25 protein-coding genes are annotated in these 25,143 nt (G+C 65.7%); 11 read left to right on the forward strand and 14 right to left on the reverse strand.

The window, feature by feature from the left end:
• Positions 1-218: 218 nt before the first annotated feature.
• Both AC1DJT_RS06180 and tenA read right to left on the reverse strand, forming a co-directional pair.
• Positions 219-1,352 carry a serine hydrolase domain-containing protein gene (locus AC1DJT_RS06180; RefSeq protein WP_476833727.1) on the reverse strand — a complete coding sequence of 378 codons (1,134 nt, stop codon included), beginning with the start codon at positions 1,350-1,352 and terminating at the stop codon, positions 219-221.
• Positions 1,353-1,521: 169 nt separating this feature from the next.
• Entirely contained in the window at positions 1,522-2,190 is a 669-nt protein-coding gene (gene tenA, locus AC1DJT_RS06185; RefSeq protein WP_441504342.1) for a thiaminase II, read from the reverse strand.
• Between tenA and AC1DJT_RS06190 the strand changes: the two genes are divergently transcribed.
• From AC1DJT_RS06190 to sugE, 3 genes are all read left to right on the forward strand, one after another.
• Positions 2,183-2,410, forward strand: a complete 228-nt coding sequence (locus AC1DJT_RS06190; protein WP_476833728.1) for a hypothetical protein — start codon at positions 2,183-2,185, stop codon at positions 2,408-2,410. The two genes, tenA and AC1DJT_RS06190, sit on opposite strands and share 8 nt — an antisense overlap.
• Positions 2,411-2,750: 340 nt before the next feature.
• A complete protein-coding gene (locus AC1DJT_RS06195; RefSeq protein WP_441504343.1) occupies positions 2,751-3,500 on the forward strand; it encodes a F0F1 ATP synthase subunit A in 750 nt (249 codons plus the stop codon).
• A 25-nt stretch (positions 3,501-3,525) separates the two neighbouring features.
• Complete coding sequence (gene sugE, locus AC1DJT_RS06200; RefSeq protein ID WP_113511072.1) at positions 3,526-3,843, forward strand: quaternary ammonium compound efflux SMR transporter SugE; 318 nt, start codon at positions 3,526-3,528, stop codon at positions 3,841-3,843.
• A 90-nt stretch (positions 3,844-3,933) separates the two neighbouring features.
• Here sugE and AC1DJT_RS06205 read toward each other — a convergent pair whose 3' ends face one another.
• Positions 3,934-4,602, reverse strand: a complete 669-nt coding sequence (locus AC1DJT_RS06205) for a hypothetical protein (RefSeq protein WP_441504344.1) — start codon at positions 4,600-4,602, stop codon at positions 3,934-3,936.
• A gap of 116 nt (positions 4,603-4,718) precedes the next feature.
• Positions 4,719-5,264: a MarR family winged helix-turn-helix transcriptional regulator gene (locus tag AC1DJT_RS06210; protein WP_441504345.1), complete on the reverse strand. Its 546-nt coding sequence runs from the start codon at positions 5,262-5,264 to the stop codon at positions 4,719-4,721.
• Between the two features lie 122 nt (positions 5,265-5,386).
• On the opposite strand from AC1DJT_RS06210, the gene AC1DJT_RS06215 reads away from it, so the two are divergent.
• From AC1DJT_RS06215 to AC1DJT_RS06230, 4 genes are all read left to right on the forward strand, one after another.
• Complete coding sequence (locus AC1DJT_RS06215) at positions 5,387-6,178, forward strand: MBL fold metallo-hydrolase (protein ID WP_476833729.1); 792 nt, start codon at positions 5,387-5,389, stop codon at positions 6,176-6,178.
• A 177-nt stretch (positions 6,179-6,355) separates the two neighbouring features.
• Complete coding sequence (gene ykgO, locus AC1DJT_RS06220) at positions 6,356-6,481, forward strand: type B 50S ribosomal protein L36 (RefSeq protein ID WP_038363015.1); 126 nt, start codon at positions 6,356-6,358, stop codon at positions 6,479-6,481.
• Between the two features lie 147 nt (positions 6,482-6,628).
• Positions 6,629-7,285: a tetratricopeptide repeat protein gene (locus tag AC1DJT_RS06225; RefSeq protein WP_476768274.1), complete on the forward strand. Its 657-nt coding sequence runs from the start codon at positions 6,629-6,631 to the stop codon at positions 7,283-7,285.
• A 53-nt stretch (positions 7,286-7,338) separates the two neighbouring features.
• The gene (locus AC1DJT_RS06230) at positions 7,339-8,307 is read left to right on the forward strand and encodes an alpha/beta fold hydrolase (protein WP_441504348.1); all 969 of its coding nucleotides are present in this window, start codon (positions 7,339-7,341) and stop codon (positions 8,305-8,307) included.
• Positions 8,308-8,407: 100 nt separating this feature from the next.
• Here AC1DJT_RS06230 and pyk read toward each other — a convergent pair whose 3' ends face one another.
• The 3 genes from pyk to AC1DJT_RS06245 are packed head-to-tail and all read right to left on the reverse strand — an operon-like array spanning position 8,408 to position 11,570.
• Complete coding sequence (gene pyk, locus AC1DJT_RS06235; protein WP_441487924.1) at positions 8,408-9,847, reverse strand: pyruvate kinase; 1,440 nt, start codon at positions 9,845-9,847, stop codon at positions 8,408-8,410.
• 10 nt (positions 9,848-9,857) lie between these two features.
• Positions 9,858-10,307 (reverse strand): DUF1036 domain-containing protein, encoded by a 450-nt coding sequence (locus AC1DJT_RS06240; protein WP_441487925.1) that lies wholly within the window; start codon positions 10,305-10,307, stop codon positions 9,858-9,860.
• A gap of 6 nt (positions 10,308-10,313) precedes the next feature.
• A complete protein-coding gene (locus AC1DJT_RS06245; RefSeq protein ID WP_476833730.1) occupies positions 10,314-11,570 on the reverse strand; it encodes a glycerate kinase type-2 family protein in 1,257 nt (418 codons plus the stop codon).
• Positions 11,571-11,743: 173 nt separating this feature from the next.
• Here AC1DJT_RS06245 and AC1DJT_RS06250 point away from each other — a divergent pair, with 173 nt between their 5' ends.
• Positions 11,744-12,538, forward strand: a complete 795-nt coding sequence (locus AC1DJT_RS06250; RefSeq protein WP_476768270.1) for an N-formylglutamate amidohydrolase — start codon at positions 11,744-11,746, stop codon at positions 12,536-12,538.
• Between the two features lie 110 nt (positions 12,539-12,648).
• A complete protein-coding gene (locus AC1DJT_RS06255; protein ID WP_043233170.1) occupies positions 12,649-12,891 on the forward strand; it encodes a DUF2312 domain-containing protein in 243 nt (80 codons plus the stop codon).
• Positions 12,892-13,090: 199 nt separating this feature from the next.
• On the opposite strand, the gene AC1DJT_RS06260 is transcribed toward AC1DJT_RS06255, so the two are convergent.
• Entirely contained in the window at positions 13,091-15,628 is a 2,538-nt protein-coding gene (locus AC1DJT_RS06260) for a methyl-accepting chemotaxis protein (RefSeq protein ID WP_441504351.1), read from the reverse strand.
• 592 nt (positions 15,629-16,220) lie between these two features.
• Between AC1DJT_RS06260 and AC1DJT_RS06265 the strand changes: the two genes are divergently transcribed.
• A complete protein-coding gene (locus tag AC1DJT_RS06265) occupies positions 16,221-17,117 on the forward strand; it encodes an ABC transporter substrate-binding protein (RefSeq protein WP_476833731.1) in 897 nt (298 codons plus the stop codon).
• Entirely contained in the window at positions 17,114-19,804 is a 2,691-nt protein-coding gene (locus tag AC1DJT_RS06270) for an ATP-binding protein (RefSeq protein WP_476833732.1), read from the forward strand. The genes AC1DJT_RS06265 and AC1DJT_RS06270 overlap by 4 nt, the downstream gene beginning before the upstream one ends.
• Here the strand turns inward: AC1DJT_RS06270 and AC1DJT_RS06275 are convergent.
• From AC1DJT_RS06275 to AC1DJT_RS06300, 6 genes are all read right to left on the reverse strand, one after another.
• Complete coding sequence (locus AC1DJT_RS06275; protein WP_441504354.1) at positions 19,768-20,487, reverse strand: response regulator; 720 nt, start codon at positions 20,485-20,487, stop codon at positions 19,768-19,770. The genes AC1DJT_RS06270 and AC1DJT_RS06275 overlap by 37 nt on opposite strands.
• Positions 20,488-20,854: 367 nt before the next feature.
• Positions 20,855-20,986 carry a hypothetical protein gene (locus AC1DJT_RS06280; protein WP_441504355.1) on the reverse strand — a complete coding sequence of 44 codons (132 nt, stop codon included), beginning with the start codon at positions 20,984-20,986 and terminating at the stop codon, positions 20,855-20,857.
• 85 nt (positions 20,987-21,071) lie between these two features.
• The gene (locus tag AC1DJT_RS06285; protein WP_441504356.1) at positions 21,072-21,881 is read right to left on the reverse strand and encodes an anti-sigma factor family protein; all 810 of its coding nucleotides are present in this window, start codon (positions 21,879-21,881) and stop codon (positions 21,072-21,074) included.
• Positions 21,878-22,447 carry an RNA polymerase sigma factor gene (locus tag AC1DJT_RS06290; protein ID WP_476768267.1) on the reverse strand — a complete coding sequence of 190 codons (570 nt, stop codon included), beginning with the start codon at positions 22,445-22,447 and terminating at the stop codon, positions 21,878-21,880. The genes AC1DJT_RS06285 and AC1DJT_RS06290 overlap by 4 nt, the downstream gene beginning before the upstream one ends.
• Positions 22,448-22,494: 47 nt before the next feature.
• Entirely contained in the window at positions 22,495-23,865 is a 1,371-nt protein-coding gene (locus tag AC1DJT_RS06295; protein ID WP_476833733.1) for a S8 family serine peptidase, read from the reverse strand.
• The gene (locus tag AC1DJT_RS06300; RefSeq protein ID WP_441504359.1) at positions 23,862-25,037 is read right to left on the reverse strand and encodes a glycerate kinase family protein; all 1,176 of its coding nucleotides are present in this window, start codon (positions 25,035-25,037) and stop codon (positions 23,862-23,864) included. Before AC1DJT_RS06300 ends, AC1DJT_RS06295 begins: the two co-directional genes overlap by 4 nt.
• Positions 25,038-25,143 lie beyond the last annotated feature (106 nt).

Genomic DNA, 25,143 nt, shown 5'->3' on the forward strand with positions numbered 1-25,143 from the left:
ATCCGGGTTTTTGCGTTTGGTGCCTCAATGGCAAGGGCAGCCGCGATGTCCGAATGCCGCCTGATGCGCGGCAGGGGCGCTCCGCCCATCCCTTGAGGGCGGACGGCGCGAATCACTGCCGCCCGTGCTTTGAAGCGGTCTCCGCCGGGCTCAGGCGGGACCTGCTGCCCCCCGCTGTCCACAGGGCCGGTCAGGCGACCAGCCATCGGCAAACCCGCCTAGCGGGCCGCTGCGAGCATGCGATCGACGAAGCCGTCGAGGGCGGATTTGTCGATCCAGCGCAGCACCGCGACGAGATCCTGCGTGGGATCGAGCCAAATTGCGTTGACGCCGGCACCAAGCGCGAAGACGGCCGTGGCGGGAACATTCGGCCGAGCCGCCGCGCCCCGGTTGAGCCACCAGAGATAGCCGTAATTCTCGAGCGTGGGTGAAGGCGACAGCATGTCGTCGATCCAGGCCGGCGATAGCAGCTCACGGCCAKCCCAGGCGCCACCGCGCCCTACGAGCAGGCCCAGCCGGGCGTGGTCGCGCGCGCTGATGAAGAGGCCGCCGCCCCAATGGCCGCCGCCGGGCACGGACTGCACGCTCCGGCCGTCGATCTCGACCGAGGAATTGCGATAGCCCTGCCACTCCCAGCCTTGCGAGGCCCCGATCGGTTCCATGATGCGCTCGCGCAGGACCTCGGGCAGCGGCTTGCGGAAGCGCTGCAGCAGGCAATAGGCCAGCAGGTTCACCCGTACGTCATTGTACTCGTAGTGGCTGCCAGGTGGCTTGAGGGCGCGCCGCTCGCCCTTGCGGCTGTTGTCGGCGCCCGGCCCGATCTGCCGGTTATGATCGACCTGGTCCGACTTGCCGAAGATTTCCCCCTGCCATTCGCTCGATTGCTGCAGGAGATGGCGCCAGGTGATGGCCGCATTCTGCGCGCCCTCGAACCAGGGACCGTCGACGGTTTTCGCCACCGGCTCGTCGACATCGCGAATCAGTCCGTCGGCGACGGCAAGCCCCGCCAGCACGGCGATATAGCTCTTCGCGATGGAGAAGGTCATGTCGGCGCGGGCCGTGTCGCCCCACTCGGCAACCAGGCGGCCGCCCCGGAGGATCAGGCCGGCCGGACCGCCGCGCTCCCTGACCGGGCCGACGATCTCGCTCCAGGTGCCTGACTCGTTCCATTCGACGAGGCCGACATAGCGCCCGTCGGGATAATAGAAGCTGCGCGGCCAGGTGCTCTCCTGCGCCTTGGCGAAGTCGACGGCAGCCTGCAGCCTTGCGGCGTCGAAGCCGGCTTCGGCCGCTGGAATGGTTTCCCAATCGCCATTGGCCGGCGGTACATAGGCATCATTGGTCTGAGACACGTGGCTGATCCTCGGAGGCATTGCGCGGGCCGATCATTGCGAAACGCTACCATACCCGACCGGTCTCAGCCGTCATGTCGAGAGTGATCCCGGCCTGCGCCGCATACCGGGCGCGCAGAGCTCGCCGGCCGGCTGCAGGTGGTCGGGGCGGATCGGTGGATGATCCCGGCTATGCGGTGCCGTCGTTCAGCGCCATTTGCCAGAAATCCGCCTCGAGACGGGAGGCCTTGGCAAAGAGGGTCGTGAGTTCGGCAAAGCGCCGTTCCGTCATCGCCCGCGCGGCGAGATCGTCGAGATGGCGCCGGGCTGCCATCGCGATTTCCTGATAGGCATCGCCGGCATATTCCCCGATCCAGTCGCGATAGGGATGGTCCCCGAGTGGTTCTGGGCCCGCGGGAGTAAGGTTTCGCCCGATTTCGGCATAGCCGATCACGCAAGGGGCGAGCGCGACATGCAGGTCGAGCAGGTCGCCCGAGACGCCGCAGTCCAGCACGAACCGGGTATAGGCAATCGTCGCGGCATGCTCCGGTGCTGCTTCGATCTCGGTGGGGTGCAGCCCCCAACGGCCGCAGAGCCGGATATGGAGGTCCATCTCGACGTCGAGGATGGCTGCCAGGCCGGCCTTGGCCGCCCGCATGTCGGAAAGCGTGCGGCCCTTGTAGATTGCGAGCGCATAGGCGCGGGCGAACTGGATCAGGAAGAGATAATCCTGCACCAGATAGGTACGGAAGGCGGCCTGCGGCAGCGTGCCAGTCGCCATTTGCCGGACGAAGGCGTGGTCGACATAGCTCGTCCAGTCGGCCTTTGCGGCGGACTTCAGTCGATCGAAAATGTCCATCTCAGGCGTTGTCTCCACAGGCGGTGCCAGCCGGATGCGCGAAATGCGGCATCAGGCCGCCGGAACCGATAAGCTTTGGCGGGCCAGGCTGCAAATTCCGGCTCTACCCCCGAATTCGAACAGCTTCGGGGTGTTTTCGGCGATGGAAGCGCTCGGACCGGTTAGCGCTCGCGGCGGCTTTCTGACCGTCATCAATGTGAAGGCCAGCCCGTCCGGTTGACGTGAAATTCACTTCGCTCTAGAGACCGGCCCGCACTGGACGACCTGTGCCATCTGTAACGCTGKGGACGGCCCCATTGTCTCGGGAGAGATAATGGAACCGACATGCCCCAGGCATGGCCGCAGGCTGCTGATTGATCAGCGAGCCGGGCCTTCTTCTCAGAAACTGCCCTCTTCCCAAAACCTGACGAACCGCTTCGCCCGCTGGCACGTCCATGCGCGCCGTCCGGATTCGTCCCGTATCCCGCCCGCAGTCGAAGCGTTGGCCTGCACGGCCTGGCGCCTGCCGACGCATCGCGGGGCCGTTCCCGTTTCAACCCACATGACGCAAGAGGTTCGCCGTGGCCGGCCCGATTGAGCAATTCGAAATCAAGACGCTGTTCAGCCTTGGGGAGGTCGCTGGGCAGGAGATCGCCTTCACCAACTCATCCGCCTTCATGATCGCGATCGTCGCCAGCGCCAGCGGCTTTCTGCTGCTCTCGACCCGCACCCGCGCGATTGTCCCTGGCCGTGCCCAGGCCCTCAGCGAAATTCTCTACGAGTTCGTACGGAACACGCTCAGAAGCATCGCAGGCGAGCATGGCATGCGTTTCTTCCCGCTGGTCTTTTCGCTCTTCATCTTCATCCTGTTGGCCAATCTGATCGGAATGTTGCCGTTCGCGTTCACCGTGACGAGCCATATCTCCGTGACCTTCGCGCTTGCCATGCTCGTGTTCTGCACGGTGACGATCTATGGCCTCGTGAAGCATGGCTTCGGCTTCCTGCGGCTGTTCCTGCCGTCGGGCGTTCCCATCGTCCTTGCGCCGATCATCGTCCTGATCGAGGTCGTCTCCTATATCTCGCGACCGATCAGCCATTCGATCCGCCTGTTCGCGGTCATGCTGGCCGGCCATATCGCGCTCAAGGTCTTTGCCGGCTTTGTCGTCGGCATGACCGGTCTCGGTGCGGTTGGCATCCTTGGAGCGGTGCTGCCGCTGATCATGACGGTCGCCCTCACCGGTCTGGAGGTACTGATGGCAATCCTGCAGGCCTACATCTTCACCATGCTCACCTGCATGTATCTCAACGATGCCCTTCACCCGAGCCATTGAGGCCGCACGAGACGGAGTATCAGCAATGGCTTGGATCTATCTGCTCTTTGCAGGCGTCTTCGAAGTCGTGTGGGCGTCGACCATGAAACAGTCCGAGGGCTTCACGAAGCTCGGGCCCAGCGTGATCACGATCGCGACGATGATCATCAGCTTTGGCCTGCTGGCCGTGGCGATGAAGTCGCTGCCGCTGGGCACGGCCTACGCGATCTGGACGGGAATCGGTGCGGTCGGAGCTTTCCTCGTCGGCATTTTCGTTATGGGAGAGGCCGTCACCTTCTTCCGGATCGCCAGCGTCAGTCTCATTGTCGCCGGGCTGATCGGGCTCAAGCTTTCGACGGCCTGATGACGCTCGCCTGCGATCATCGCAGACGAACGGCCACCCGGTTGGGTGGCCGTCTTGTTTCAGGGCATGTGTCGATTCGGATCGTTCGGCTCAGTTCGTCGCGAAGCAGTAGAACAGGCCGGCTCCCCCCGTGCCGCGCAGCGCTTCCTGGCTGCAGCCTCCTCGCGACGCATGCGAGGTGTTCCACGACTTCGCCGGTGGGGATTCGTCCAGGCCGCTGCGGTCATGGTGGCCGAGCATGACGGCGCCCTCCGCACCACTCTTGGTGTAGTTGCCGCAGGTCCGGTCCTCGCCGGGGCCGAAGGCGGTGCCGTCGGCCTGGGAGCCTGTGAGCATGTCGTGCTGGTTCGGTGTATCGCCGCGACCATTGACCGGCTCGCCCTTCTCGTTGAGCGCGGTCTGTTTGGTCAAGCCGGCCGCGCCGCCATGCAGGTCAGCGACGCTGGTGGCGATCACAGCTCCCTTGGCGTTGCGCCAGGGCCCTGGGCCGATGCGGTCTCGCGCGTTGACGGCTGTGGTGCTGCCAGTCGCCTGCGTGGAGAGATAGGCCCGCCAGGTCTTGCTGCCTGCACCCGCCGCCTGGGCAAGACGCTGGCAGATGGCGTCGGCGCCTGCGAGGCCGCCGAGATCGGCACCCTTCCCGGATCCGGCACTGGTGACAAAGAAGGTCATTTCGGACGTCTGGGCCTGGGCCGAGCCGGTGGCAAATGCCAATAGTCCAGCCGCAGCGACAAGCGTGAAACACGTCACGCGCTTCATGTGGTCCTCCCTTCATTCTGGATCGGTCTGTGCTTCGGTTCCCCTATTTCTCGGTCCGCCGGGGCTCAGAGTGACAAGTTAATCGGGTAACAACAAGGCTTTGGGGTCGGCAGAAACTAGCCGTGCCCCTGCGTCGTCCCGAGATTGTCCTCGATGGCTCGGTTGAGTTTACGCAGCAACGCGGCAAGGGCCTCGCGTTCTTCCGGCGAGAGATGGGTCAGGAAGGTCGCTTCGCTTGCCATGTCGGCGCGGAAGGCCGCCTCCACCTTCGCGCGTCCGCTCTCGGTCAGCTCGACGGCAAGACTCCTTCCATCGGTGTCGGATGGCACACGCCTGACGAGGCCCGCCCTTTCAAGCCGAGCGAGGCGGTGGCTGAGGCTGCCCGAGGCGATCATCAGGCTGGTGTAGAGTTCGGTCGGCGTCAGGCGGAACGGCGCGCCTGCGCGGCGGAGCGAGGAGACGATATCGAATTCGCCGCGATCCAATCCAAATCCGGCGAAGGTCGCCTCGATGCTTGGGCGAACAAGGTTGGAGAGCCGGTAGGCCCGACCCAGCACGGCCATGGCGCCGGTATCGAGATCGGGCAATTCGCGCTGCCACTGTGCGCGCAGCCGGTCGACATGATCCTGGGTCTCGTCAGCGTCGGCCAAGGCACTCTCCATCAGCCAGAGTATCTTGACATGAAGATAGATTGATGAGCTAGTATCTTCATATGAAGATAGTTTGGCGGCACCGAATGCAGGGGCGTTCGATGCCGGCCTTCGTTCAAGCCGGAGACAGGCTCATGCCGCGCTTCATCTGCCGCCAATGCGGCGCCCGATTTCCCGATACGGCCACCCCGCCCGACGCTTGCCCGATCTGCCGTGATGAGCGCCAATACGTGCGCTGGGACGGCCAGGAATGGCTGACGCCGGGCGAACTCGCGTCCGGTCATTCCGTCGTCTGCAGCGAGGACCATGGCGTGCTTGGCCTGCGCATCGCACCGGCCTTCGCGATCGATCAGCGGGCGTTGCTGGTCGAGGCGGAGGAGGGCAATCTGCTATGGGACTGCATCGGGCTCGTGACGCCCGAGGCGGTCGAGGCGATCCGCGCGCGCGGGCCGATGATCGGCATCGCGATCTCGCACCCGCATTACTACACCGCGATGGCGGAATGGGCGGCCGCGCTCGGCGTGCCGGTCTATCTCCACGCTGATGATCGGCAGTGGGTGACCGAGCCGGACCCTGCCATCCGCTTCTGGGACGGCGAGGCGCTGAGGCTTGGTCCGACCTTGACGCTCTTGCGCTGCGGCGGCCATTTCGCCGGGGCGACCGTACTGCACCATRCCAAGGGGGAGGGCGCGCTCTATTGCGGCGACGTGCTGCAGGTGGCGCAGGATCGCCGCTATGTCAGCGTGCTCTATTCCTATCCCAACATGATTCCGGTCAATGCGGCGACGATCCGGCGGATCGCCGCGGTTCTCGAGCCCTTTTCCTTCGCAAGGATCTATGGCGCCTTCGAGGGAAGGGTCATCGCCGGCGACGGCAAAGCGGCGCTGGCACGCTCCTTCCGGCGTTATCTGGCCGCGATCGCCTGAGGGTATTCGATGGTTTTCGCACGCTGGACCCTTGCGATCGCCGGAAAAATCCGTATACAGCCGGCATCGCATCAGCCGCGCCGTTCGAGTGGTCGATGAGGATCGCCCGCCGATCCGCGTCGCAGCTGTGAATTTTTGACCGATTCGTCCGAAAGGCGGATCGACGGAGTAGAGACGATGAAGATCCGCAATTCGCTCAAGTCGCTGCGCGCCCGTCATCGCGACAACCAGCTGGTTCGCCGCAAGGGCCGCGTCTACATCATCAACAAGGTCCAGAAGCGCTTCAAGGCGCGCCAGGGCTGAGTTGACGCGCGGCTTTCGCTGCCGCGACGTTTTGATGCTGACTCCAGATTTGAAGGTGGGCGCGCTCGGCGCGCCCACCTTTTTTGGCATGAGCCTCTCGCCACGTCGTGATTTGACGCGACCGCACGAGCCCCTAATCTTGTGGGCATGAGCATTCCTCGTCTGCCTTCCGCTGCTCTTGCGCTTGTCCTGGCGACAGCCTTGCCGTTCGGGCTAGGCGCTGCCCTGGGGCAGGACAGCGCACCAGCGCAGCCTGGCACCGTGCCGCATTCGGACACGACGGATAATCCGGCGGCACCGGCTCCCGGTGCCTCGCGCAGCCCGGCTGCGACGCTGGATCGACTGTTCGAGCGGCTTGCTGCCGCCAAGAGCCCGGAGGAGGCCAAGGGCATCGCCAATCTGATCCAGCGGCGCTGGGCGCGATCAGGGTCGGATACGGCGGATCTCCTGATGGCGCGGGCGCAGGAGGCGATGCGATCCAAGGAGCTCGATCTCGCGATCGAATTGCTCGACCGCATCATCAGTCTCGAGCCGGACTGGGCTGAAGGCTGGAATCAGCGCGCCAACGCGCTCTTCCTCGCGGGCGATTCGATCCGCTCGATGATCGACATCGGAGAGGCGCTGAAGCGCGAGCCGCGTCATTACGGCGCGATGATGGGGCTCGGCACCATCCTACGGCAGCAGGGGGACGACAAGCGTGCCCTGATCGCCTATCGGCGGGCGCAGGAGATCTATCCGCAATTCGAGGCCATCAAGGACGCAGTCGATTCGCTGAAGACTGAAGTCGACGGCCGCGACGCGTAGGCCCTTGCGGTTCCCCAGTGAAACCAAAGCGAATGCGGCGACGTAAGCAAATCATGCTCCCGCGCGCCTTGCTCATTCTTCCTGCCCTTCTTGTTGCCGGCCTGCTCGCCAGGACGGAGTGGCTTGGCGTCGAAGCAGAACGACAGCATCCCCCCAAGGGCAGCTTCCTGACGCTTCCAGGAGGTAGGCTGCACTATGTCGAGCGCAAGCCGGTGGGCGAGATGCGCGGCACCGTCGTGCTCGTCCACGGAGCCTCGTCAGATCATGCCGACCTGCTGGCGACGCTCGGACCCGAGCTTGGCCATTACCGGGTGATCGCGCTCGACCGGCCGGGCCATGGCTGGAGCGATCGGATCGACGAGAACGCCATGGCTGATCCCGCTCAGCAGGCGACAGTCATCATGAAGGCTCTCGATCAGATCCTGTCGGAGCCCTTCGTGCTGGTCGCTCATTCGCTGGCCGGAGCGCTCGCAACGCGGATCGCACTGGATCACCCCGAGCGATTGCGCGGACTTGTCCTGCTTGGCGGCGTGACCCACCCCTGGCCTGGCGGCATTGCCTGGTATTATCACGCGGCCTCATGGCCTGTGATCGGCCCGGTCTTCACGCGATTGATCGGCGTGCCGGCGTCCGATGCCCTTTTGCGCTCCGGTGTCGAGAGTGTCTTTGCGCCGCGGCCGGTCACGCCCGGCTATGTCGCAGCAGGCGAAATCCGGCTGCTGCTGCGCCCTTCGACCTTCGAGGCGAATGCCCGGGATGTCGCAGCGACCCACGCCTTCGTCAGCGCACAGGCTCCGCGCTACCGCGATCTCAGGATTCCGGTGGTGGCGATCACCGGGGACAGCGACGCGATCGTGTCTCCGGTGATCCATTCCGCCGCGATCGCACGCGAGGCGCCGCAGGGGCGCTTCGTGCTGCTGCCGGGCGTCGGGCATATGCCGCATCACGCGGCGCCCGAAATCGTCGTCGAGGCAATCGACCAGTTGGCCGGACCGCGCTCGAGCCTCGCATTCGCGCGCTAAGGCATCGGCCCGAAAAGTGGATTGCGGTTTTCGGGAAAGCCGATGCAACACAAAGGGTCAGATCATCGGATACGATATCCGGTCCGATGATCTAAGGGCGTCAGGCCTTGGCGACGTGCTCCTTCGCGATGAAGGCGATACGCACCATGTTGGTCGCGCCCGGCGTGCCGAACGGGACACCGGCAACCACGATGATGCGGTCTCCGACCGCGGCATAGCCTTCGCGGACCGCGAATTTGCAAGCGCGGAAGGCCATATCGTCGATGTCGCTGGCGTCCTTGGTCACGACCGCGTGCACACCCCAGACCAGGGTGAGGCGCCGCGCCGTCCCGCGATTGGGCGTCAGCGCGATGACGGTCGAGTTCGGCCGCTCGCGGGCGATACGGAAGGCGGTCGAGCCCGAGGAGGTCCAGGCGGTGATGGCCTTGAGATTCAGCGTATCGGCGATCTCGTGGGCCGCCTTGGCGATGGCATCCGCGCCCGTGGCCTCGGGCTCAGCGCGTTGCGATTCGAGGATCGAGCGGTAGATCGATTCACTCTCCACCTCCTCGGCGATGCGGTTCATCATCGTCACCGCCTCGATCGGATATTGTCCGGCAGCGCTCTCGGCCGAGAGCATCACGGCGTCGGCCCCCTCGAAGACGGCAGTCGCGACGTCGGAGACCTCGGCGCGGGTCGGCACCGGAGCGGTGATCATGCTTTCCAGCATCTGCGTTGCGACGACGACGGGCTTGCCCATGCGCCGTGCCATGCGGGTGATGCGCTTCTGCGTGCCCGGCACCTTTTCCAGCGGCATCTCGACGCCGAGATCACCACGCGCGACCATGATCGCATCGGACGCCTCGATGATCTCTTCAAGCCGGAGCAGCGCTTGCGGCTTTTCGATCTTGGCGAGTGCGAGCGCCCGCCCGCGAACGATCTTGCGCAGGTCGGCCATGTCCTCGGGGCGCTGGACGAAGGAGAGCGCGATCCAGTCGACGCCGGCATCTGCTGCGGCTTCGGCGTCGGAACGGTCCTTGTCCGTCATCGCCGAAACCGGGATCGTGGTGTCGGGCAGGCTGACGCCCTTGCGCGATGAAAGCCTGCCAGCGACYGTGACGCGGGTCACCGCCTGCTTGGGGCTCGCCTTCTCGACGACGAGACGGATCTTGCCGTCGTCGAGGATGAGGGCGTGGCCGGGCTCAAGCGCACTCAGGATCTCGGGATGGGGCAGGTAGACGCGCTTCACGTCGCCGGGGGCGGGGTCGGAATCGAGGACGAAGCGCGCGTCCTTTTCCAGCATCACGCCACCATCGCCACCGAACTGGCCGACGCGTAGCTTCGGTCCCTGCAGATCGGCGAGAATGCCGACGGGGCGATGGAATTTCTCCTCCAGACCACGCAGCATGGCGACCCGCTCCGGCAGCGTCTCGCGCTGGGTGTGGCTCATATTGATCCGGAAGACGTCGACGCCGGCTTCGAACAGTTTGGCGCACATCTCCTCGCTGGCGGAAGCCGGACCCAGCGTAGCGATGATCTTGATCCGGCGTTCGCGCCTCATTCTTATGTCCTCATGGTCGCGGCGGCGTTGCGCCGGGGGTGGAATCGGTCAGCTGGATGGTCCAGCTCTTCTGCTCGCCGGTATCGACCTCGAAGAAGCCGGACCGGTCATATCCGCGGGCGAGGCAGTCCTCGATGCCTCGGATCGTAAATTCCTTGTTGCGCGTGCACATGATGGATTTGCCGGTCCATTCGCCACCCTTGTCGTAGTCGATGGCGTGCACGTAGTAGAACCTTGCCGCGAGCGTGCCGCGCAGCAGGGTCTCGCAGCCGCGCGGCGCGATGTTCCACCAGCCTTCGGTGACCCAGCCCTGCGCATCGCGATAGCCGATGGCGACACCGACGCGACTGCCCGTGGTGTTGCACATCCGCAGATCGGCGAGCGCGGGAGCCGCGCTTCCGAGAAGGCAGGCCAGCAGCAGGCCGAGGCGCAAGAGAGATCGGTCGAATCGGCTCGTCATGATCGTCTAAGGGTCGATCAGGATGACGCGGCAATCATTCACATTGGTCAAGGTCGGTCCCGTCCGCAGCAGGTCGCCAATGGCCTCGAAGAAGCCGGTGGAATCGTTGTCGGCCAGCGATTGGGCAGGAACGAGGCCGCGCTCCGCCGCTCGCGCCAATGTCGTCGCATCGATCAGCGCGCCAGCGGGGTCGGTCGCTTCGCCGCCGCCGCCATCGGTGCCGTCGGTGTCGCCGGACAACGCGACGATGCCCGGCTCCCCGCCGAGCGCAATGGCCAGAGCCAACGCATATTCCTGGTTCGGGCCGCCGCGGCCCTTGCCGCGCAGGGTCACGGTCAGTTCGCCACCGGAGATGATCGCGGCGCGCCGCGCCTCTGCCTTGAGGCGCAGGGCAAGCGCGGCATGGTCGGCCGCAACCTCGCGCGCCTCGCCTTCGAGATCGGCGCCGAGATCGATGGGCTCGTAGCCCGCGTCCCGTGCATTTGCGACCGCCGCCGCAATCGCGTCCTGAGGCCGGGCGATGATCTGGAATACGCTCCTGGCGAAGGCGGGGTCGCCAGGCTTCGGGGTTTCGCTGGCGTCGTKGGCAAGCAGCGCGCGCGCCGCTGGCGGCAGGTCGAGCCCATAGCGCGCGACGATGGTGCGCGCATCGGCCATGCTGCTCGGATCGGGGACGGTCGGGCCCGAGGCGATCACGGTCGGCTCGTCGCCGGGGACGTCCGAGATTGCGAGCGTCACGAGCCGGGCCGGCGCGGCGGCCAGCGCGAGACGGCCGCCCTTGATGCGCGAGAGCCGCTTGCGGACGATGTTCATCTCGCCGATCGGCGCGCCGGAACGCAGCAGTGCCTTGTTGACTGCCTGCTTCTCCGCCAGCGTCAGGTCACCTGCGGGTGCGACCCAGTTGGCMGAGCCGCCGCCGGAGAGGAGCACCAGCACCAGATCATCCGCGCTTGCCGAGCGGGCGAGTTCGAGCGCGCGTTCGGCGCTGCGAATGCTGCCTTCGTCCGGCACCGGGTGGCCGGCGGCGACCATCGGAACATGGCGCGTCGCGGTCTCGTAGCCATGGCGGGCGACGGCATGGCCAACAAGGCGCTCGGGCGACAGGCCGGAGTCGAGATAATGCGCTTCCGCGAGTGCGGTCATGCTGCCGGCGGCCTTGCCGGCGGCGAGCAGGATCAGGCGGCCGTTCCTGGGTGGTTCGGGCAGGTGAGCGGGAAGGCAGCCGGACGGGCGGGCGCGGTCGACGGCGGCATCGAAAATCATCCTCGCAATGCGCAGGGCCTCAGCCGAATCGTTCCTCACCTGCTGCAAGTCCACCCCGCCTTCCACCCGCTGTCACGTCGATTTGGTCGACTTTCGTTGTATGCTCTTCTATGTCGCTGGCCGGCGGACGTCATCAGGCATTTGCCGATCTAATCATACTTTTTGGAGCGCCGATGCGGTCCGATTTCCCGATGGCGGATTCCGCCATAATGCTCGCCCCAGGCGAGGTCGAGATCATTCCCGGCGATCCCGCGACGGGTATGCTGTTGTTGTGCGATCACGCCTCCAACGCGATCCCGCCCGAGCTTGCATCGCTCGGGCTGCCGACCGAACAACTCGCGCGCCACATCGCCTATGATATCGGTGCGGCCGAGGCGGTGCGCGCCATGGCGCGTGCGACCGGCGCGCCGGCCATTCTGACCAGTTTCTCGCGGCTGCTGATCGATCCAAATCGCGGGCTCGACGATCCCACCCTGGTCATGCGCCTGTCTGATGGTGCGATCGTGCCCGGCAATGCCCGCATCGACGAGGCCGGCATCGCAGCGCGGATCGCCCGCTATTACGCCCCCTATGACGCGGCGATCGACCACGCCGTCGAGATGGCAGTCGCCGCCGGCCATCCGCCGGCGATCGTTTCGGTGCACTCCTTCACACCCTATTGGAAAGCGGTGGCGCGTCCCTGGCATGTCGGGGTGCTGTGGGATCGGGCAGGGGTGCTGGCCCAGCCGCTGATCGCCGCCTTCCAGGCCGAGAGTGATCTCGTCGTCGGGGACAATGAGCCCTATCGTGGCGGCCTGCCGGGCGACACGATCGACCGACATGCCACCCGTCGTGGCCTGCCTGATGCGCTGATCGAGATCCGGCAAGACCTGATCGCGACGCCGGAGGCCGCGCGGGAATGGGGGCTGCGCCTTGCCCGCATCGTGCCGCCCTGCGTTGCGGCGCTGAATGCTGTCGCGATCGCCTGATGCGACAGCAGGACTGTTGAGCACTTTGTGCCAAAGGGCGGTTCGCGCTTGACGCCGGCCCCCGATCCGGGCGAACCCCTGCGGCCAAATCTATAGAGAAGGATTTTGGAATGGACGATCCGGTTCAGGGCGATCAGCTCAAGAGCATCGTGCAGCGCATCGAGCGCCTCGAGGAAGAGAAGAAGACGATCGCCGACGACATCAAGGAGGTCTATGCCGAGGCCAAGGGCAATGGCTATGACGTCAAGGTGCTGCGCAAGGTCGTCGCGCTACGCAAGCGCGACCTGAACGAGCGCCAGGAAGAGGAAGCCATCCTCGAGCTCTATCTTCAGGCCGTCGGCGAGAGCGCCTGATCATTGCCTGTGCGAGCCTCGATAATTTGCACATCGACCTCGTCAGCTCACTGAATACTGTTTCACAGTTGGATTCACCCCGGCTCTCGCGTCGGGGTGAATCCATTCTGATCGCGTGCGTCTCAACTCTGAGTGAGGCCGCATTCCACGCGTTGCGACGCTGAGGTGATGCTCTCCCCGCCGCCCCGGCTTGGCGCGCTCAGAACTCTTCCCAACCGGAATCGCCGGCTCGGCTGTTGGCGACCTTGCGGGCGGGCGCCGGTCTGGCGGGCTCTGAAGGGGGAGCTTTGGCCTGAACGAAGGCGGCCTGGGCCAGCCTGCGCAGGCGAGCCGGTTCCGACCCGGAATTCGCGGCCATCGCGACCCTGTCGCCCGCACGCGTCGGCGGCGGCGCGGTGAAGAGTTTGATTGCCGGCGTCTGAGGCTGCAGATCGGCGAGAGCCGCCGCCTCAGGCCCGGTCTTGAATGCCGCGACGAGATCATTGAGCTGCGCGATGCGCCCGGTCAGCGAAGCTGCCGAGGCAGCACTCTGTTCGGCTAGCGCCGCATTCTGCTGGGTCATTTCGTCGAGATGCGCCACAGCCTGGCTCATTTCGTCGATGCCGTTGGCCTGCTCTCCTGCCGCCGAGGAGATGTCGGCGATCGTGGCTGCTACTTTCTGCGACGCTCCCAGGATCCGGGTCAGCGCATCGCCCGCCTGGCGCACCAGCTTGACGCCATCTCCGACCTCTGTGTTCGAAGAGGATATCAAGGCCGAGATGTCCTTTGCCGCCTCGCCGGAGCGCTGCGCGAGCGTGCGGACCTCGCTGGCGACGACGGCGAAGCCCTTGCCGGCATCGCCGGCGCGGGCGGCTTCCACCGCTGCGTTCAAGGCGAGGAGGTTGGTCTGAAAGGCGATGTCGTCGATGACCCTGATGATGTCGGAGATCTTTTGGGACGCACTCTCGATGCGGGCCATGGCGTCGACCGCCCGGGTCGCGATCGCGCCGCCAGACTGTGCCGTCTCCATCGCCTCGTTGGCGATCGAGGCAGCCTGGCGCGAGGCCTGAGCCGAAGCCTTCACCGAGGCCGCCAACTCCTCCGTCGTCGCGGCGGTTTCCTCTAGCGAACTCGCCTGTTCCTCGGTCCGTTTGGAGAGATCATCGGCGCCCAGGTTGATCTCGCGTGCGGCCAGCTCGACCTCGGCCGAGGTTGTCTGGATCGTGCGCACGGTCGTGGAGAGGCGGTCGACTGTCTCGTTGATCGCGCCCTTCAGTTCCGCGAACTTGCCACGGTAATCGGTGTCGACATGCACAGTCAGATCGCCCGCGGCCACAGCAGACAGTGCCTTGGCGAATTCGCTGGTCGCGCTGTCGACCACCGCATTGATCTCGTTGATTCCGGCCACGAGCTTCTGCATCTGCGGGTCGGCGTCATGGATCTCCAGCCGGGCCGAGAAGTCGCCCGCCGCAGCGGCCGACACCACTTCGCCGACATCCGAAACCACAGCCTCCATCGATTGCGCCCGCGCCAGGCGCATTGTCGCTGCTTCGCGTTCCTGCTCTTCGAGAGCACGGACCTTGACGAGATTCCCGCGGTACGCCTCGAGCGCATTGCTCAGAGCGCCGACCTCGTCGGGGCAGGGGGCGGCGGGAACAGCCCTATCAACCTCACCATCCTGCATCCGGACAAGCGCTTCATTCATGCCCGTCAACGGGTTCGCAATGCGCTTCTGGATGCCGCGCCAGCTCGCTGCGCAGAGGCCCAGCAGCGCGACCAGCAGACCACCAATCAGGGCGAGCCGGGTCAGGGCATGATTGGTCTGTGCCGCCGTGGTCGCCTGCATGTCGTCGAGCGATTGGGTTACCGCGTCAACAATGGCGGCGAACGGACCATTGCACATGGTTGTCCAGTCCTGGGCGCCAATGACGGCGCCGCTACCCTGGCCGAGCTTGCCAAGGAGCTGGTCCATCGTCTGGTTTGCGGTGGCGACTTCGCTGGTCGCGACCTCAACTTTGCGAGCGAGGTCGGGCGAAACACCGACACGCGTCGCAAGCTGCCTCAGTTGGGCCTGGGCTGCATTGCTTGCGCCACGCAATTCGCCAAGCTGCTTCCACTGCACCGGTGTCAGCACCTGGCCGGAGCCAAGCGGAGCACGCAGCAAGGAGCACTGCGTGCCGTAACTTGAGCGCAGCCGCCAGGCGGTGGCCTTGAAACCCTGGAGTTCGGCGAGTGCCGGATCGGCCAGCCGAACCGCGAGCGACGCCGCATCGGAGGCGTTCGTCAGTGCGGCCTCGATGTTTCCGACTGCATTATACCAAGGCATGGTCGCGGCCAGGCTACGCTGAGCCCGGGGCTTGGCCGCCTCCCCGTTGAGATCGGGGATCCGCCCCTGCATGGCCTTTTCAGCCTGCAGAATGGCCTCGGCAAGAACCCGATGCTCGGGCAGGTCAGCGGCGCCGAGTTTTGCTACGGCCGTTGCGATCTGGTTTCGCGATGTCTCCACGATCGCGCGGATCGTCGTGTCAGCATCGTCGTTTGCCTGCAGACTTGTCTGGGCCTTGCCACGATCGGAACGGATCGCATTGCCGGTGAGCAACAGGGCTCGGTCAGCCTCGACCAATCCGGAAAGCCGGTGGTTTGTGCGCACGTCGCGGACCGCATCGTAGGCGAGGTAGCCGAGCGTACCGAGTCCTGGCAGGCAGACTGCCGCCATCGTCGCCAGCAGGTACCGTCGAATGGAGCTCGGAAACATCATGATGCGCATCCAGAACGAAGTTTAGTCGGCGAAAATTGCGGCCATGGTCGACCATTGCCGGATCATTCGGCGAGTTCCGTTAAGATTACCTCTATTGCGCGAAGCCGAGTGTCTGTGTTTCTCGCTCGACTGATCTTGGATATCGCGGGCGCCAATTCTATCGAAGCGGCGAGGGATGCCGAAGGTCGGGCGTCAGAGGCTTGGTTCTTGGGCCGGCGGCGATGTGYGCAATGACGTATCGGACCCCACGCGCTTCGCGGGGCGCGGCTGGGCGACCATGCCGTGGTCTTCGATGCGCGGGCGGTCGGACACAATGGCTGTCACGCTCTTTCGCGCTTCCACGCGAGAGCGCTTCGCCTTCCGGCTCTGGCGCCAAGACGTGCGCACTCCTGACGCGTGCACTCCTCGTTGAAAGTGGTGGAACTCGCTCTCGACGCTTTCGGCGCTGCGTGCGAAGCTGCCCTTGCCCTCCACATTGCCCCGACTTGCCCGCATGCGTCGTCGTTCCTTTCTGGCCGGTTTGGCGTCGTGCGGAGTCACTGCGTTTGCGCAGCCGGTGCGCGCGACCGAACGCCTCAAGCATATCGCGGTCATGATCAGCCTCCCGCTGGACGCCCCGATCGTCCAGGCGAGGTTGCAGGAAATCCGACAACGCCTTGCCGAGCGAGGCTGGATCGAGGGCCAGAACCTGCGCTTGGGCACGCGATTCTCGGGCTCGAGCGAAGCCGATCTTGCGCGAGCGGCGGCGGAGCTGGTCCGGGACAATCCCGATATCATCATCGTCAGCTCCAGTGCCGAAACCGCTGCTGTCCTCGCCTTGACCCGGACGATGCCGGTGCTGTTCGGCACGGCCTCTGATCCGGTCGGGAGCGGCTTCGTGCGTTCTCTGGAGCGGCCGGAGGGTAATGCCACGGGGTTCAGCAACAACGACCCGGTCATGGCGGATAAATGRCTGGAATTGTTGACCGAGATTGCGCCCGAGACACGCAGGGTCGGCGTGGTATTCAATCCGCGCACGACCCCTGCAGCAGGTGAAACCTATCTCGCGCGCCTGAGGGCGGCGGCTGCCTATGCTCGGTTGTCTCTTGGCCCGGTGGCAGTGATGGACCCGAACGGCATCGAGGGTGCGATCGCGGACTTCGCAGGACAGGGCAGCGATGGCGGGCTGGTGTTCCTGCCCGACAGCTTCACGTTCCGCCACGCGGCGCAATGTGCCAAGGCCAGCGCCCGGCATCGCCTTCCTGCCATCTATCCGTTCGACACCTTCACGCGCCAGGGCGGGCTGATGTCGTATACGGGGGGGCGGGACGAGGCGAGCGACCTCATCGCATCCTATAGCGACCTTATCTTGCGTGGTGCGAATGTCGCCGAGTTGCCGGTGCAGTTCTCGCGCAGCTTCGAACTGGTCATCAACGAAATGGCCGCCGCATCTCTGGGATTGAGCGTGCCGCTTTCGCTCCGGATTCGCGCGACACGGATCGTTTCGTGACGCAGGGCGAGACTTCTCGGCCGCGAGGTGCTCTCACCCGCAAATATGCGGTTTTCGTCGGCGTCGCGATCTGCCTCGCGCTTGGGCTCAATACGGCAATTGCAACGTTCTTCGCCTTCTCGGATCAGAGGGCGCTGGTGGTGCGCGTTCAGCAGGAGCAGGCCCAGGCCGCAGCGCAGCGGATCGGCGCCTTCGTGGCGGAGATCATGCAACACCTGGACTGGATCTCCCAAAGCGGCGCGAGCAACACTCCACCCGAGGAACGCCGCCTCGACGGCCTGCGGCTGCTGCGGCAGGTTCCGGCCATTCTCGAATTACGCCAGATCGATCCGGCGGGACGCGAGCAACTCTCGCTTTCGCGCGTCAGCCGCGACCAAACCGGTGGCGACGTCAACTGGTCGACTGATCAGGGTTTCCAGGCCGCCCTGGCGCAGGGCAGCTATTACAGCGATGTCCAATTCCGGCGCGGCTCGGAACCCTATATGATGCTGCTCAAGCGAGCGGCATCTCCGCACTGGGTTGCACAGGCGACCGTCAACCTCGTCTTCATCCGTGATCTGGTGTCCCGGCTGAAGGTCGGTGAGACCGGTCGCGCGTATATCGTCACGGGTTCCGGGCGGTTGATCGCGCATCCCGATCTGCGCTTCGTACTAAGGAACACCAATCTTGCCAGCCTGGTGAGTGCGCATGAGGCGGCCGGAGTGACCGGTGCAGGACTTTCGATGACGGATATCGAAGGCCGGAAAGTGCTGTCCGTGATGGCTTCGGTCCCGGACCTCGACTGGAAGGTGGTGATCGACCTGCCAGAGAGTGAAGCTTTCGCATCGATCAAGGCGTCGCTCCTGCGCTCGCTGGTGCTTCTGGTCCTCGCACTGTCCGCTGCCGTGCTGGCCGGCATCATCTTGAGCCGGAAACTTGTCGCCCCGATCAAGGCCCTCGGCGACGGCGCCGCGCGGATTGGCCGAGGCGAATTGGACGAGCGGATCAGCATCAACACCGGCGATGAATTGCAGCAGCTCGGCGAGCAGTTCAACCTGATGGCTCAGCGCCTCGAGGAAAGCCGCGCGGTTCTGGAGGACAAGGTCACGGAGCGTACAGCGGCCCTGGAGGCCGCTCTCGAGCTTGCTTCGGCCGGACAACGGGCGGCAGAAGAGGCGACGCKGGCAAAGTCCCGGTTTCTGGCGGTTGTCGGCCACGATATCCGCACGCCGCTCTCGGGCGTACTCGGGGTTCTGGAGCTTCTCGACCGTGGTCGCCTGAGCCAACGCGATCGCCGCCTCGTCGCCATGGCGGCGACCTCGGGCGAGGCCCTGGTCGATCTGGCCAATGCGACGCTTGACCTGTCCCGGCTGGAGGCAGGAACCGAAAGCCTGGATCTGCGCAATTTCGAGTTGGGCGCGCTCCTGAACGCCGCCGCGGCGCTGATGCGCCCCCTCGCCGAGCAGAAGGGACTTGTCCTGACACTGCGTCTGCCCCCAGCCGGCGGCCTGCAGTTGCACGGCGATCCCGGCAAGATCCACCGGATTCTGATCAATCTCTTGCGCAATGCGATCAGTTTCACGGAGCGTGGCGGAATCGAATTCGGCGCTGAGCTCCAGCCTTGTCCATCTGCGGAAAATTCAGAATTGACGCTCACGGTCCGCGATACCGGCATAGGCATCGAGCCGGCGATGCAACGCCACATCTTCCACGACTTTGTGCAGGTCGACCCGGACACGGGCCGGCGCAATGGCGGGGTCGGGCTCGGGTTGGCGATTTGCAGCAAGCTGAGCGAACTGATGGGCGGCACGATTTCCGTCGTCAGCGGTCGCGGGCAAGGCAGCACCTTCATTGTCCGTTTGCCGATGGTTGCGGCCAAGGCCGCCGCGCGGTCCGGGCCTATGGCGACGGCGCAGCTGCAACGCGTGCTCGTGGTCGACGATGATCCTGTGACGCGAGAGGTCGCCCGGGTCATGGTCGGGAAGGCCGGCCACAAAGTGCAGGCCGTGGCCTCGGGCGAAGCTGCCCTGGCAACGCTGCGTAATCGCGCCTTCGACATTGTCCTGCTCGATATGCACATGAGCGGAATCGACGGAATCGAAACCGCGCTTGCGGTCCGCGAGCTGCCGAACATCACGCAACCCCGGATCGTCGCGCTGACGGCCGATGTCTCCCCGGAGACGATGCGGCGGATGCGAGCAGCCGGGCTGACGGCGATCCTGTCCAAGCCCATTACTTCTGTAGCGCTGCTACAGKTCATAGGGCGCGGGAGCAGTCGCAGCGGCCAAGGTCCGGTCGTGTCCCTCTCAGTGGACCAGCCGGTCGACGCAAGCTTCTTCCAGACCCAGAGTCGAMTGATCGGAAGCGAGCGCACGCGGCAACTCGTGGCGCTCTTCGCGACCGTATCCGAGAAAATCCTGAAGGGGATGCGGGCGGCGCTCCGGGCTGTCGACCGGGCCGAACTTAGCCGATTGGCTCACCAGCTCGCGAGTTCCGCCGGGGCCGTCGGCCTCGGGCGTGTCTTCGCACAAGCCAGTGCGCTGGAGCGCGACGCAATGGTCGCCGATCGCGAGGAGCTTATCCTCGCCATCGAAGCGCTCGACCGCGACCGTAGCGAGGCGCTGGAGACCCTGGATGGGTTCGGGGACAGGTCGGCAGCCGGAGCGGCCCGTCAGGTGTTGCGTTCGACTGGCACGCCGAGCTTGTAGCCGATCCCGCTGACGGTCGCGATCATGCCCGGCTTTCCACCATGTCCCAGCTTCCTCCGCAGACGCGCGACCAAGGCATCCACACTTCGCGCGTCGACATCGGTATAGCGATTGCTGACGACCTCGATCAGATAGTCGCGACTCAAGGGGCGGCCATCGCTTTCGACGAGAGCTGCAAGCAAGTCGAACTCGCCTCGCGTCAGGCGAATGGGGTCGCCATTGATCGTCGCGAGCTCACGCCGCAGAAAATCCATGATGAAGGGGCCAAAGGTGGCCGTGGTGCTGCGCCGGGCCATGTCCCGCTCGATCTTGCGGCGCCGCAGCAGGGAGCGGGTTCTGGCGAGAAGGTCACGCAGGTCGACGGGCTTGTTGACATAGTGGTCACCGGCAAGCTCGAGGCCGACGATCCGATCGATGTCGGCATCGCGACGCGTCACGAAGATGATTCCGGCGTCGGAAACCGATTGAAGCTCCTTTGCCAGCTCGAACCCGTCTCCATCAGGCAAGACGACGTCGATGAAGATCAGTTCCGGCTTGAAGCGCTGGATCGTCCGCCTGGCCTGGGCGATGGTCTCCGCCTCCTGGACGTGAAACCCCTGGTCGATGAAATATCCCGCGATGACCGCGCGGGTGACGGGGTCATCTTCGACGATGACGAGCCGCTCGCGGGGTGTCGTATCCATCGGTCCTTGGTCTTCCCTGGCCATCCGAACGTCAACGAGGCCGTGCTACATCATGGAGCGGACGATCCAACAGCGACTGACGCGCTGCAACCTGCCGAAGCCCCGATTGTGAACGGCTGTTCGCTTTCCAATCGAAGCGGGGCGGTTTGCCTGCGGATAGTCGGCAAGTCGCCCTGGCCAGCCGGACAGCGCCCTTTGGGACACGTGCTTCTTCCATGGCATGGCCGGCATCCTCGGTTCAAAGGCCTATTTCAAAGGGAGCCACTTTCCAGAGGGCAAACCATGTTCTAACGCTGATCACATGCACGCGAATGGCCATTCCGGCGCGCAAGGGCGACTGCTCGCAGCAGCGCTTGCGCGGGTTGTTCTATTTGATGCGATGGCCACGTAGCAGGCGCTCCGGCGCGGCCCAGCCGACATAGCTGGGTTGGGTCCAGCCGGGAGCCACCTCAAGCGCCTGAACGGCGAGATAGCCGTCGATGTCGAGCAAGGGTGCCATTCCATTCTCCCATGGTCGGGACGACAGCGAGCTACCACCAAAGGGCAGGCATTATGGCCTTTCGGGGGGCAAAGCGTAGGCAGGATCAGCGTTTCGGTCGAGCCAGTGCGTTCAGGAGTTCTGCTTCCGCAGCCGGGGCGAGGGGGCCTTCCGCATTGCGGTCCTGCAGGAAAGCGTCCGCTGCGCTGTCTCCGCTGGCAGGGCGATACCCACCCTCCGACGAGGGGGGGGCAATGACAAGCTCGGTGCGCCAGCGGCCCTCGACGCGGCAATCGATGCCCTTCCAGCGATCTGCTCCCTGCGCGGCGCTGGCGAGCGTATATTCGCGGCAGAGCGTGCCGTCTCCCAGTCGATGTGACGAGACCAGCGTGATGCTGCCGCCGGCAGCGCCGTGCGGCCATGATGTGCTGCTGCCACTTGCCGAGCTGCCGAGCGCCGTGTCGAGAGCCGCGCGGGCCGATTGGAACAGGGCGACGCCGCTAGGATCTGGGTTGCTAGGCGTTTCCGAGCCGATCCGGTAACCGGCGATCCCGCCGATAAGCAGCGCAAAGCAGGCTGCCAGAGGCAGTTGCCAGCCCGGGCGGCGCGGGAGGGAGCGCGGGGAGACGGCCGGGGCGGGCGCTGCGAGTGTGGCGCCGCCCTCGATCACTGCCAGGCCATGCCGACCTGGCCTGACTCCGTCGGCGGCGCGAATCGCTGCGAGCAGGTGCGGCGGCACGGCCTGATCGGAGCTGCCGGCGTCCTCCAGCAGCGCCCGGCTTTCCACGAACAGGGCAAAGCGCTCGGCGAGTTCTGGCTCGGCCATGACCCGCGCATGCAGCGCATCGGCCGTGGCCTTCTCGAGTTCGCCGTCGGCCAGGGCCAGCAACATTTCGTCCGAAACCGCGCTCGTCATGATGTCTTGTCCATTCCAAGTTTCGCCGCGAGGCCCTGGCGGGCTCGCGAGAGCCGGCTCATGACCGTGCCGAGCGGGATCGAGAGCTGCTGCGAGGCTTCGCGGTAGCTCTTTCCGTCGACACAGACCATCATCAGCAGTTCGCGATGGTCGGACGGCATGGCTCCCAGCGCCTGTTGAACGGAATCGACGGTCAAGGCGACGTCGCCGACATGCCGGCCGTCTTCCCCGGCGAGATCGAGATGGTCCTCGAGAGCCTCGCTTTGTCCTTCGCTACGGCGCTTGCGGAGCGAGTCGATCCAGAGGTTGCGTGCAATCCTGAACAGCCAGGCATCGAGCCGGGTACCGGGTTGCCAGAGCGCCTGTGCCTTGAGGGCCCGCTGGCAAGTTGCCTGGGCGAGTTCGTCGGCCTCGCTCGCCGAGTGGGTCAGGGAGAGCGTGAACCGGCGCAGTCTCGGCAGCAAGGCCACAAGCTCGCTGGCGAAGGCCGACAGGGGCGGCTCGGTGCCTGCCGACGCGGCCGTCGTTCCGGTGGAGGCCGTCATATGGGATTGGACGATGTCCAAAGTCGTATCCTTGTCGTCAGGATCAGCAGGCAAGATCGCGCATCGACCTATGGCTGCGCGGGCTGCGGCCGGCATTCCAGCAGACCCCAGCCAAAGACAGGGTCGCGGCCCGGCTCCCCGAGATCGGTCGCCTCGCTGGACAGTGCCGCCACGAGCATCTGCGGTGTCGCGCCCTGATCGGCGGAGCGGCGCTGAGAGAAGGCGAKGGCGACCAGTGGCGCGGCATAGGAGGTTCCCGAGCGCAGCCGACCCGGGCGCAAGGCCTTGTCGGGCATCTGGATACGCACGCCAGGGGCCGCAAAGGCGATATGTGCGCCGCGATTCGCGCGGGCGAAGACCTGGCGCTCGCGGTCGATGGCCGTCACCGCGACCGCCCATGGATAGGCCGCGGGATAACGCGGTTCGGTGCCCGGCCCGTCATTGCCGGCGGCGGCGACTAGGACTGTGCCGCGCTGCTGCATCGCCCGGCCGGCATGGTCGAGCAATGCGTTGGCCGGCCCCGCGAGGCTGAGATTGACCACGGGTACGGAACGTTCCGCCAGACGGTCGAGTGCCGTTACGAGGTCGAGGCTGTCTGTGCTGGCGCCACCCGCGCGCCGATGGAAGGCGTCGACCGCGATCACCCGCGCCCCGGCCGGGCCCGGTCCGTTCCGGGTCAGCAGGATCGCGATATCGGTGCCGTGCGTGTCGCGAGCTGGCCGGTAGTCCGGGGCTCGCACCACCTCGGTGACAATGCCGCTGTGCGACAGGAACGGGTGCTCGGCATCGACTGCGGTGTCGACCATGCCGATCGTGCCATGGGCGCGACAGGTGCCCTCGATCCGTGCTTCCGGGGTCGTCAGGGAGAAGCAGCGTGCCTCGGAACAGGGGGCAGCCAGACTGCGATAGAGATGGTTGAGATCGACCAGCGCCGAAGGCGCRAGCGAGCGCACCCGCTGCAGCGCACGCGCGGTTGAGAGGCCACGCGGAACGCGCAGCCGGGCCGACAGACCGGGCAGCAAGGCGAGCTGCCGCTGTGCCATGATCCGAAAGCCGTCGCGGCGAAGCTTGTCGAAATCGGCTTCGACGAGCCCGCTGGCGACAAGCTCGCGCGGAGACGCTTGTGGCGTGGGCGGCCCCGCCCGCCGCGGACGCTGCGGGGCACGGCCTTCAATGCCGAAGAGCCTGAGCAGGTTGAAGGGGCCGGTCCCGGTGCCGCGATAGCGCGCTGGGTCGACGCCGTCACCGCCTCCGCCGCCGCCTGCGGTGCCACCGCCTGCGCCGCCGCCGGCTCCACCGCCGCCACCGTCCCCGCCATCGTCATCGGCAAGCGCCGCAGGCGCCTGCCATGCCGCGTTGCCCGGGCCGGGCAGCGGCGACAGAGCCAGCACGAGGCCGAGCGCGAGCGCCCTGGCCTGGGTGCCACGCAGGTCGCTCACGCGGCGTGTCCTTCATGCTGCAGCCTGATGCCGACGCCGACCATCCGGATCGCGTCTTCGGCCGCACGGCGCAGCAGCTTCTCGGTTTCGGCGATGGCCTCTTCCAGCGTGCAGGGACGCTTCAAGATGCTCGCGAAGGCATCGATCCCATGCTCGAAATTGATGCGGACACGGCCGCGGCCGATGGTTCCGGCAAGCGCGATGACCGGGATGCCCCGCTTCTTGGCCCGGCGCGCAACCTCGGCGGGAATCTTGCCGAACGGTGTCTGCTCGTCGAGGCAGCCTTCGGCCGTAATGACCAGGTCGGCCTGACCCAGCAAGTCATCAAAAGCCAGATATTGCATGACGATGTTGTACCGCGGATGCAGCCTCGCGCCTAGGAGCGCCTGGAGACCGGCGCCCAGCCCGCCAGAGGCACCACAACCGGGCGCTGTGCTCGTATCGTCGCCCGTCGCAGCCTGGAGTTGAGCTGCATAGACATGCAGCGCCTGCTCGAGCGCGACCACCTGCTCCGGCGTTGCGCCCTTCTGGGGAGCAAAGACCCGGGCGACACCGTTGCGGCCGAGCAGGACATTGTGCCAGTTGACCGCAGCATCGATCCGGGTGGTCGCAAGGCGGGGATCCCGGCCGCTCAGGTCGATCTGGGCGAGAGTGGCAAGTGCGCCGCCGCCCCGGCCGATGCGCCGGCCCGAAGCGTCGAGCAGCCTGATGCCGAGGGCATCTGCCATTCCGGCGCCGCCGTCATTGATGCCGCTGTCGCCGCAGCCGACCAGAATGCGCTCGGCGCCGGCGTCGAGCGCGGCACGGATCAGTTCGCCGACACCGTAGCTGGTGGTCAGCATCGGATTGCGCCGATCACGAGGAACAAGTGCGAGCCCGGCAGCGGCGGCCATCTCGACGACAGCCGTCCTTGGTCCGGAACGCCCGAGGAAGCCGAAGAAGGCCTCGACCGGCTCGCCGACCGGCCCCGTCACGGTGAGGCGATGGAGACGGCCTCCGGTCGCGGCGACGAGCGCCTTGGTGAAACCTTCTCCTCCATCGACGAGGGGGGCAAGCAGGGTGTCAGCGTCGGGCATGCCAGTCTTCACGCCTAGCGCGATGGCCGCTGCGACAGCGCTCGCATCCAGGCTTTCCTTGAAACCGGAGGGGGCGATCAGGATCTTGAGGGTCATGTTGGGCTCCTCGAACACAGGGAGGCTCGTGCCTCCCTGTGCCAAACGAAGCCTGTGCGCGCTTATTCCATGCCGGCTCAATAATTTCTGCGGCCGCCCGCGAAGG

The sequence above is a fragment of the Allobosea sp. 05T422_2 genome (assembly GCF_056396265.1).

Excerpts from the sequence above, each read along its gene's own strand:
- AC1DJT_RS06190 (WP_476833728.1), top strand. The coding sequence starts at position 2,183 with ATGTCCATCTCAGGCGTTGTCTCCACAGGCGGTGCCAGCCGGATGCGC.
- tenA (WP_441504342.1), bottom strand. The coding sequence starts at position 2,190 with ATGGACATTTTCGATCGACTGAAGTCCGCCGCAAAGGCCGACTGGACG.
- sugE (WP_113511072.1), top strand. The coding sequence starts at position 3,526 with ATGGCTTGGATCTATCTGCTCTTTGCAGGCGTCTTCGAAGTCGTGTGG.
- AC1DJT_RS06205 (WP_441504344.1), bottom strand. The coding sequence starts at position 4,602 with ATGAAGCGCGTGACGTGTTTCACGCTTGTCGCTGCGGCTGGACTATTG.
- AC1DJT_RS06210 (WP_441504345.1), bottom strand. The coding sequence starts at position 5,264 with ATGGAGAGTGCCTTGGCCGACGCTGACGAGACCCAGGATCATGTCGAC.
- ykgO (WP_038363015.1), top strand. The coding sequence starts at position 6,356 with ATGAAGATCCGCAATTCGCTCAAGTCGCTGCGCGCCCGTCATCGCGAC.
- AC1DJT_RS06225 (WP_476768274.1), top strand. The coding sequence starts at position 6,629 with ATGAGCATTCCTCGTCTGCCTTCCGCTGCTCTTGCGCTTGTCCTGGCG.
- AC1DJT_RS06230 (WP_441504348.1), top strand. The coding sequence starts at position 7,339 with ATGCTCCCGCGCGCCTTGCTCATTCTTCCTGCCCTTCTTGTTGCCGGC.
- AC1DJT_RS06240 (WP_441487925.1), bottom strand. The coding sequence starts at position 10,307 with ATGACGAGCCGATTCGACCGATCTCTCTTGCGCCTCGGCCTGCTGCTG.
- AC1DJT_RS06250 (WP_476768270.1), top strand. The coding sequence starts at position 11,744 with ATGCGGTCCGATTTCCCGATGGCGGATTCCGCCATAATGCTCGCCCCA.
- AC1DJT_RS06255 (WP_043233170.1), top strand. The coding sequence starts at position 12,649 with ATGGACGATCCGGTTCAGGGCGATCAGCTCAAGAGCATCGTGCAGCGC.
- AC1DJT_RS06260 (WP_441504351.1), bottom strand. The coding sequence starts at position 15,628 with ATGATGTTTCCGAGCTCCATTCGACGGTACCTGCTGGCGACGATGGCG.
- AC1DJT_RS06275 (WP_441504354.1), bottom strand. The coding sequence starts at position 20,487 with ATGGATACGACACCCCGCGAGCGGCTCGTCATCGTCGAAGATGACCCC.
- AC1DJT_RS06280 (WP_441504355.1), bottom strand. The coding sequence starts at position 20,986 with ATGGCACCCTTGCTCGACATCGACGGCTATCTCGCCGTTCAGGCGCTT.
- AC1DJT_RS06285 (WP_441504356.1), bottom strand. The coding sequence starts at position 21,881 with ATGACGAGCGCGGTTTCGGACGAAATGTTGCTGGCCCTGGCCGACGGC.
- AC1DJT_RS06300 (WP_441504359.1), bottom strand. The coding sequence starts at position 25,037 with ATGACCCTCAAGATCCTGATCGCCCCCTCCGGTTTCAAGGAAAGCCTG.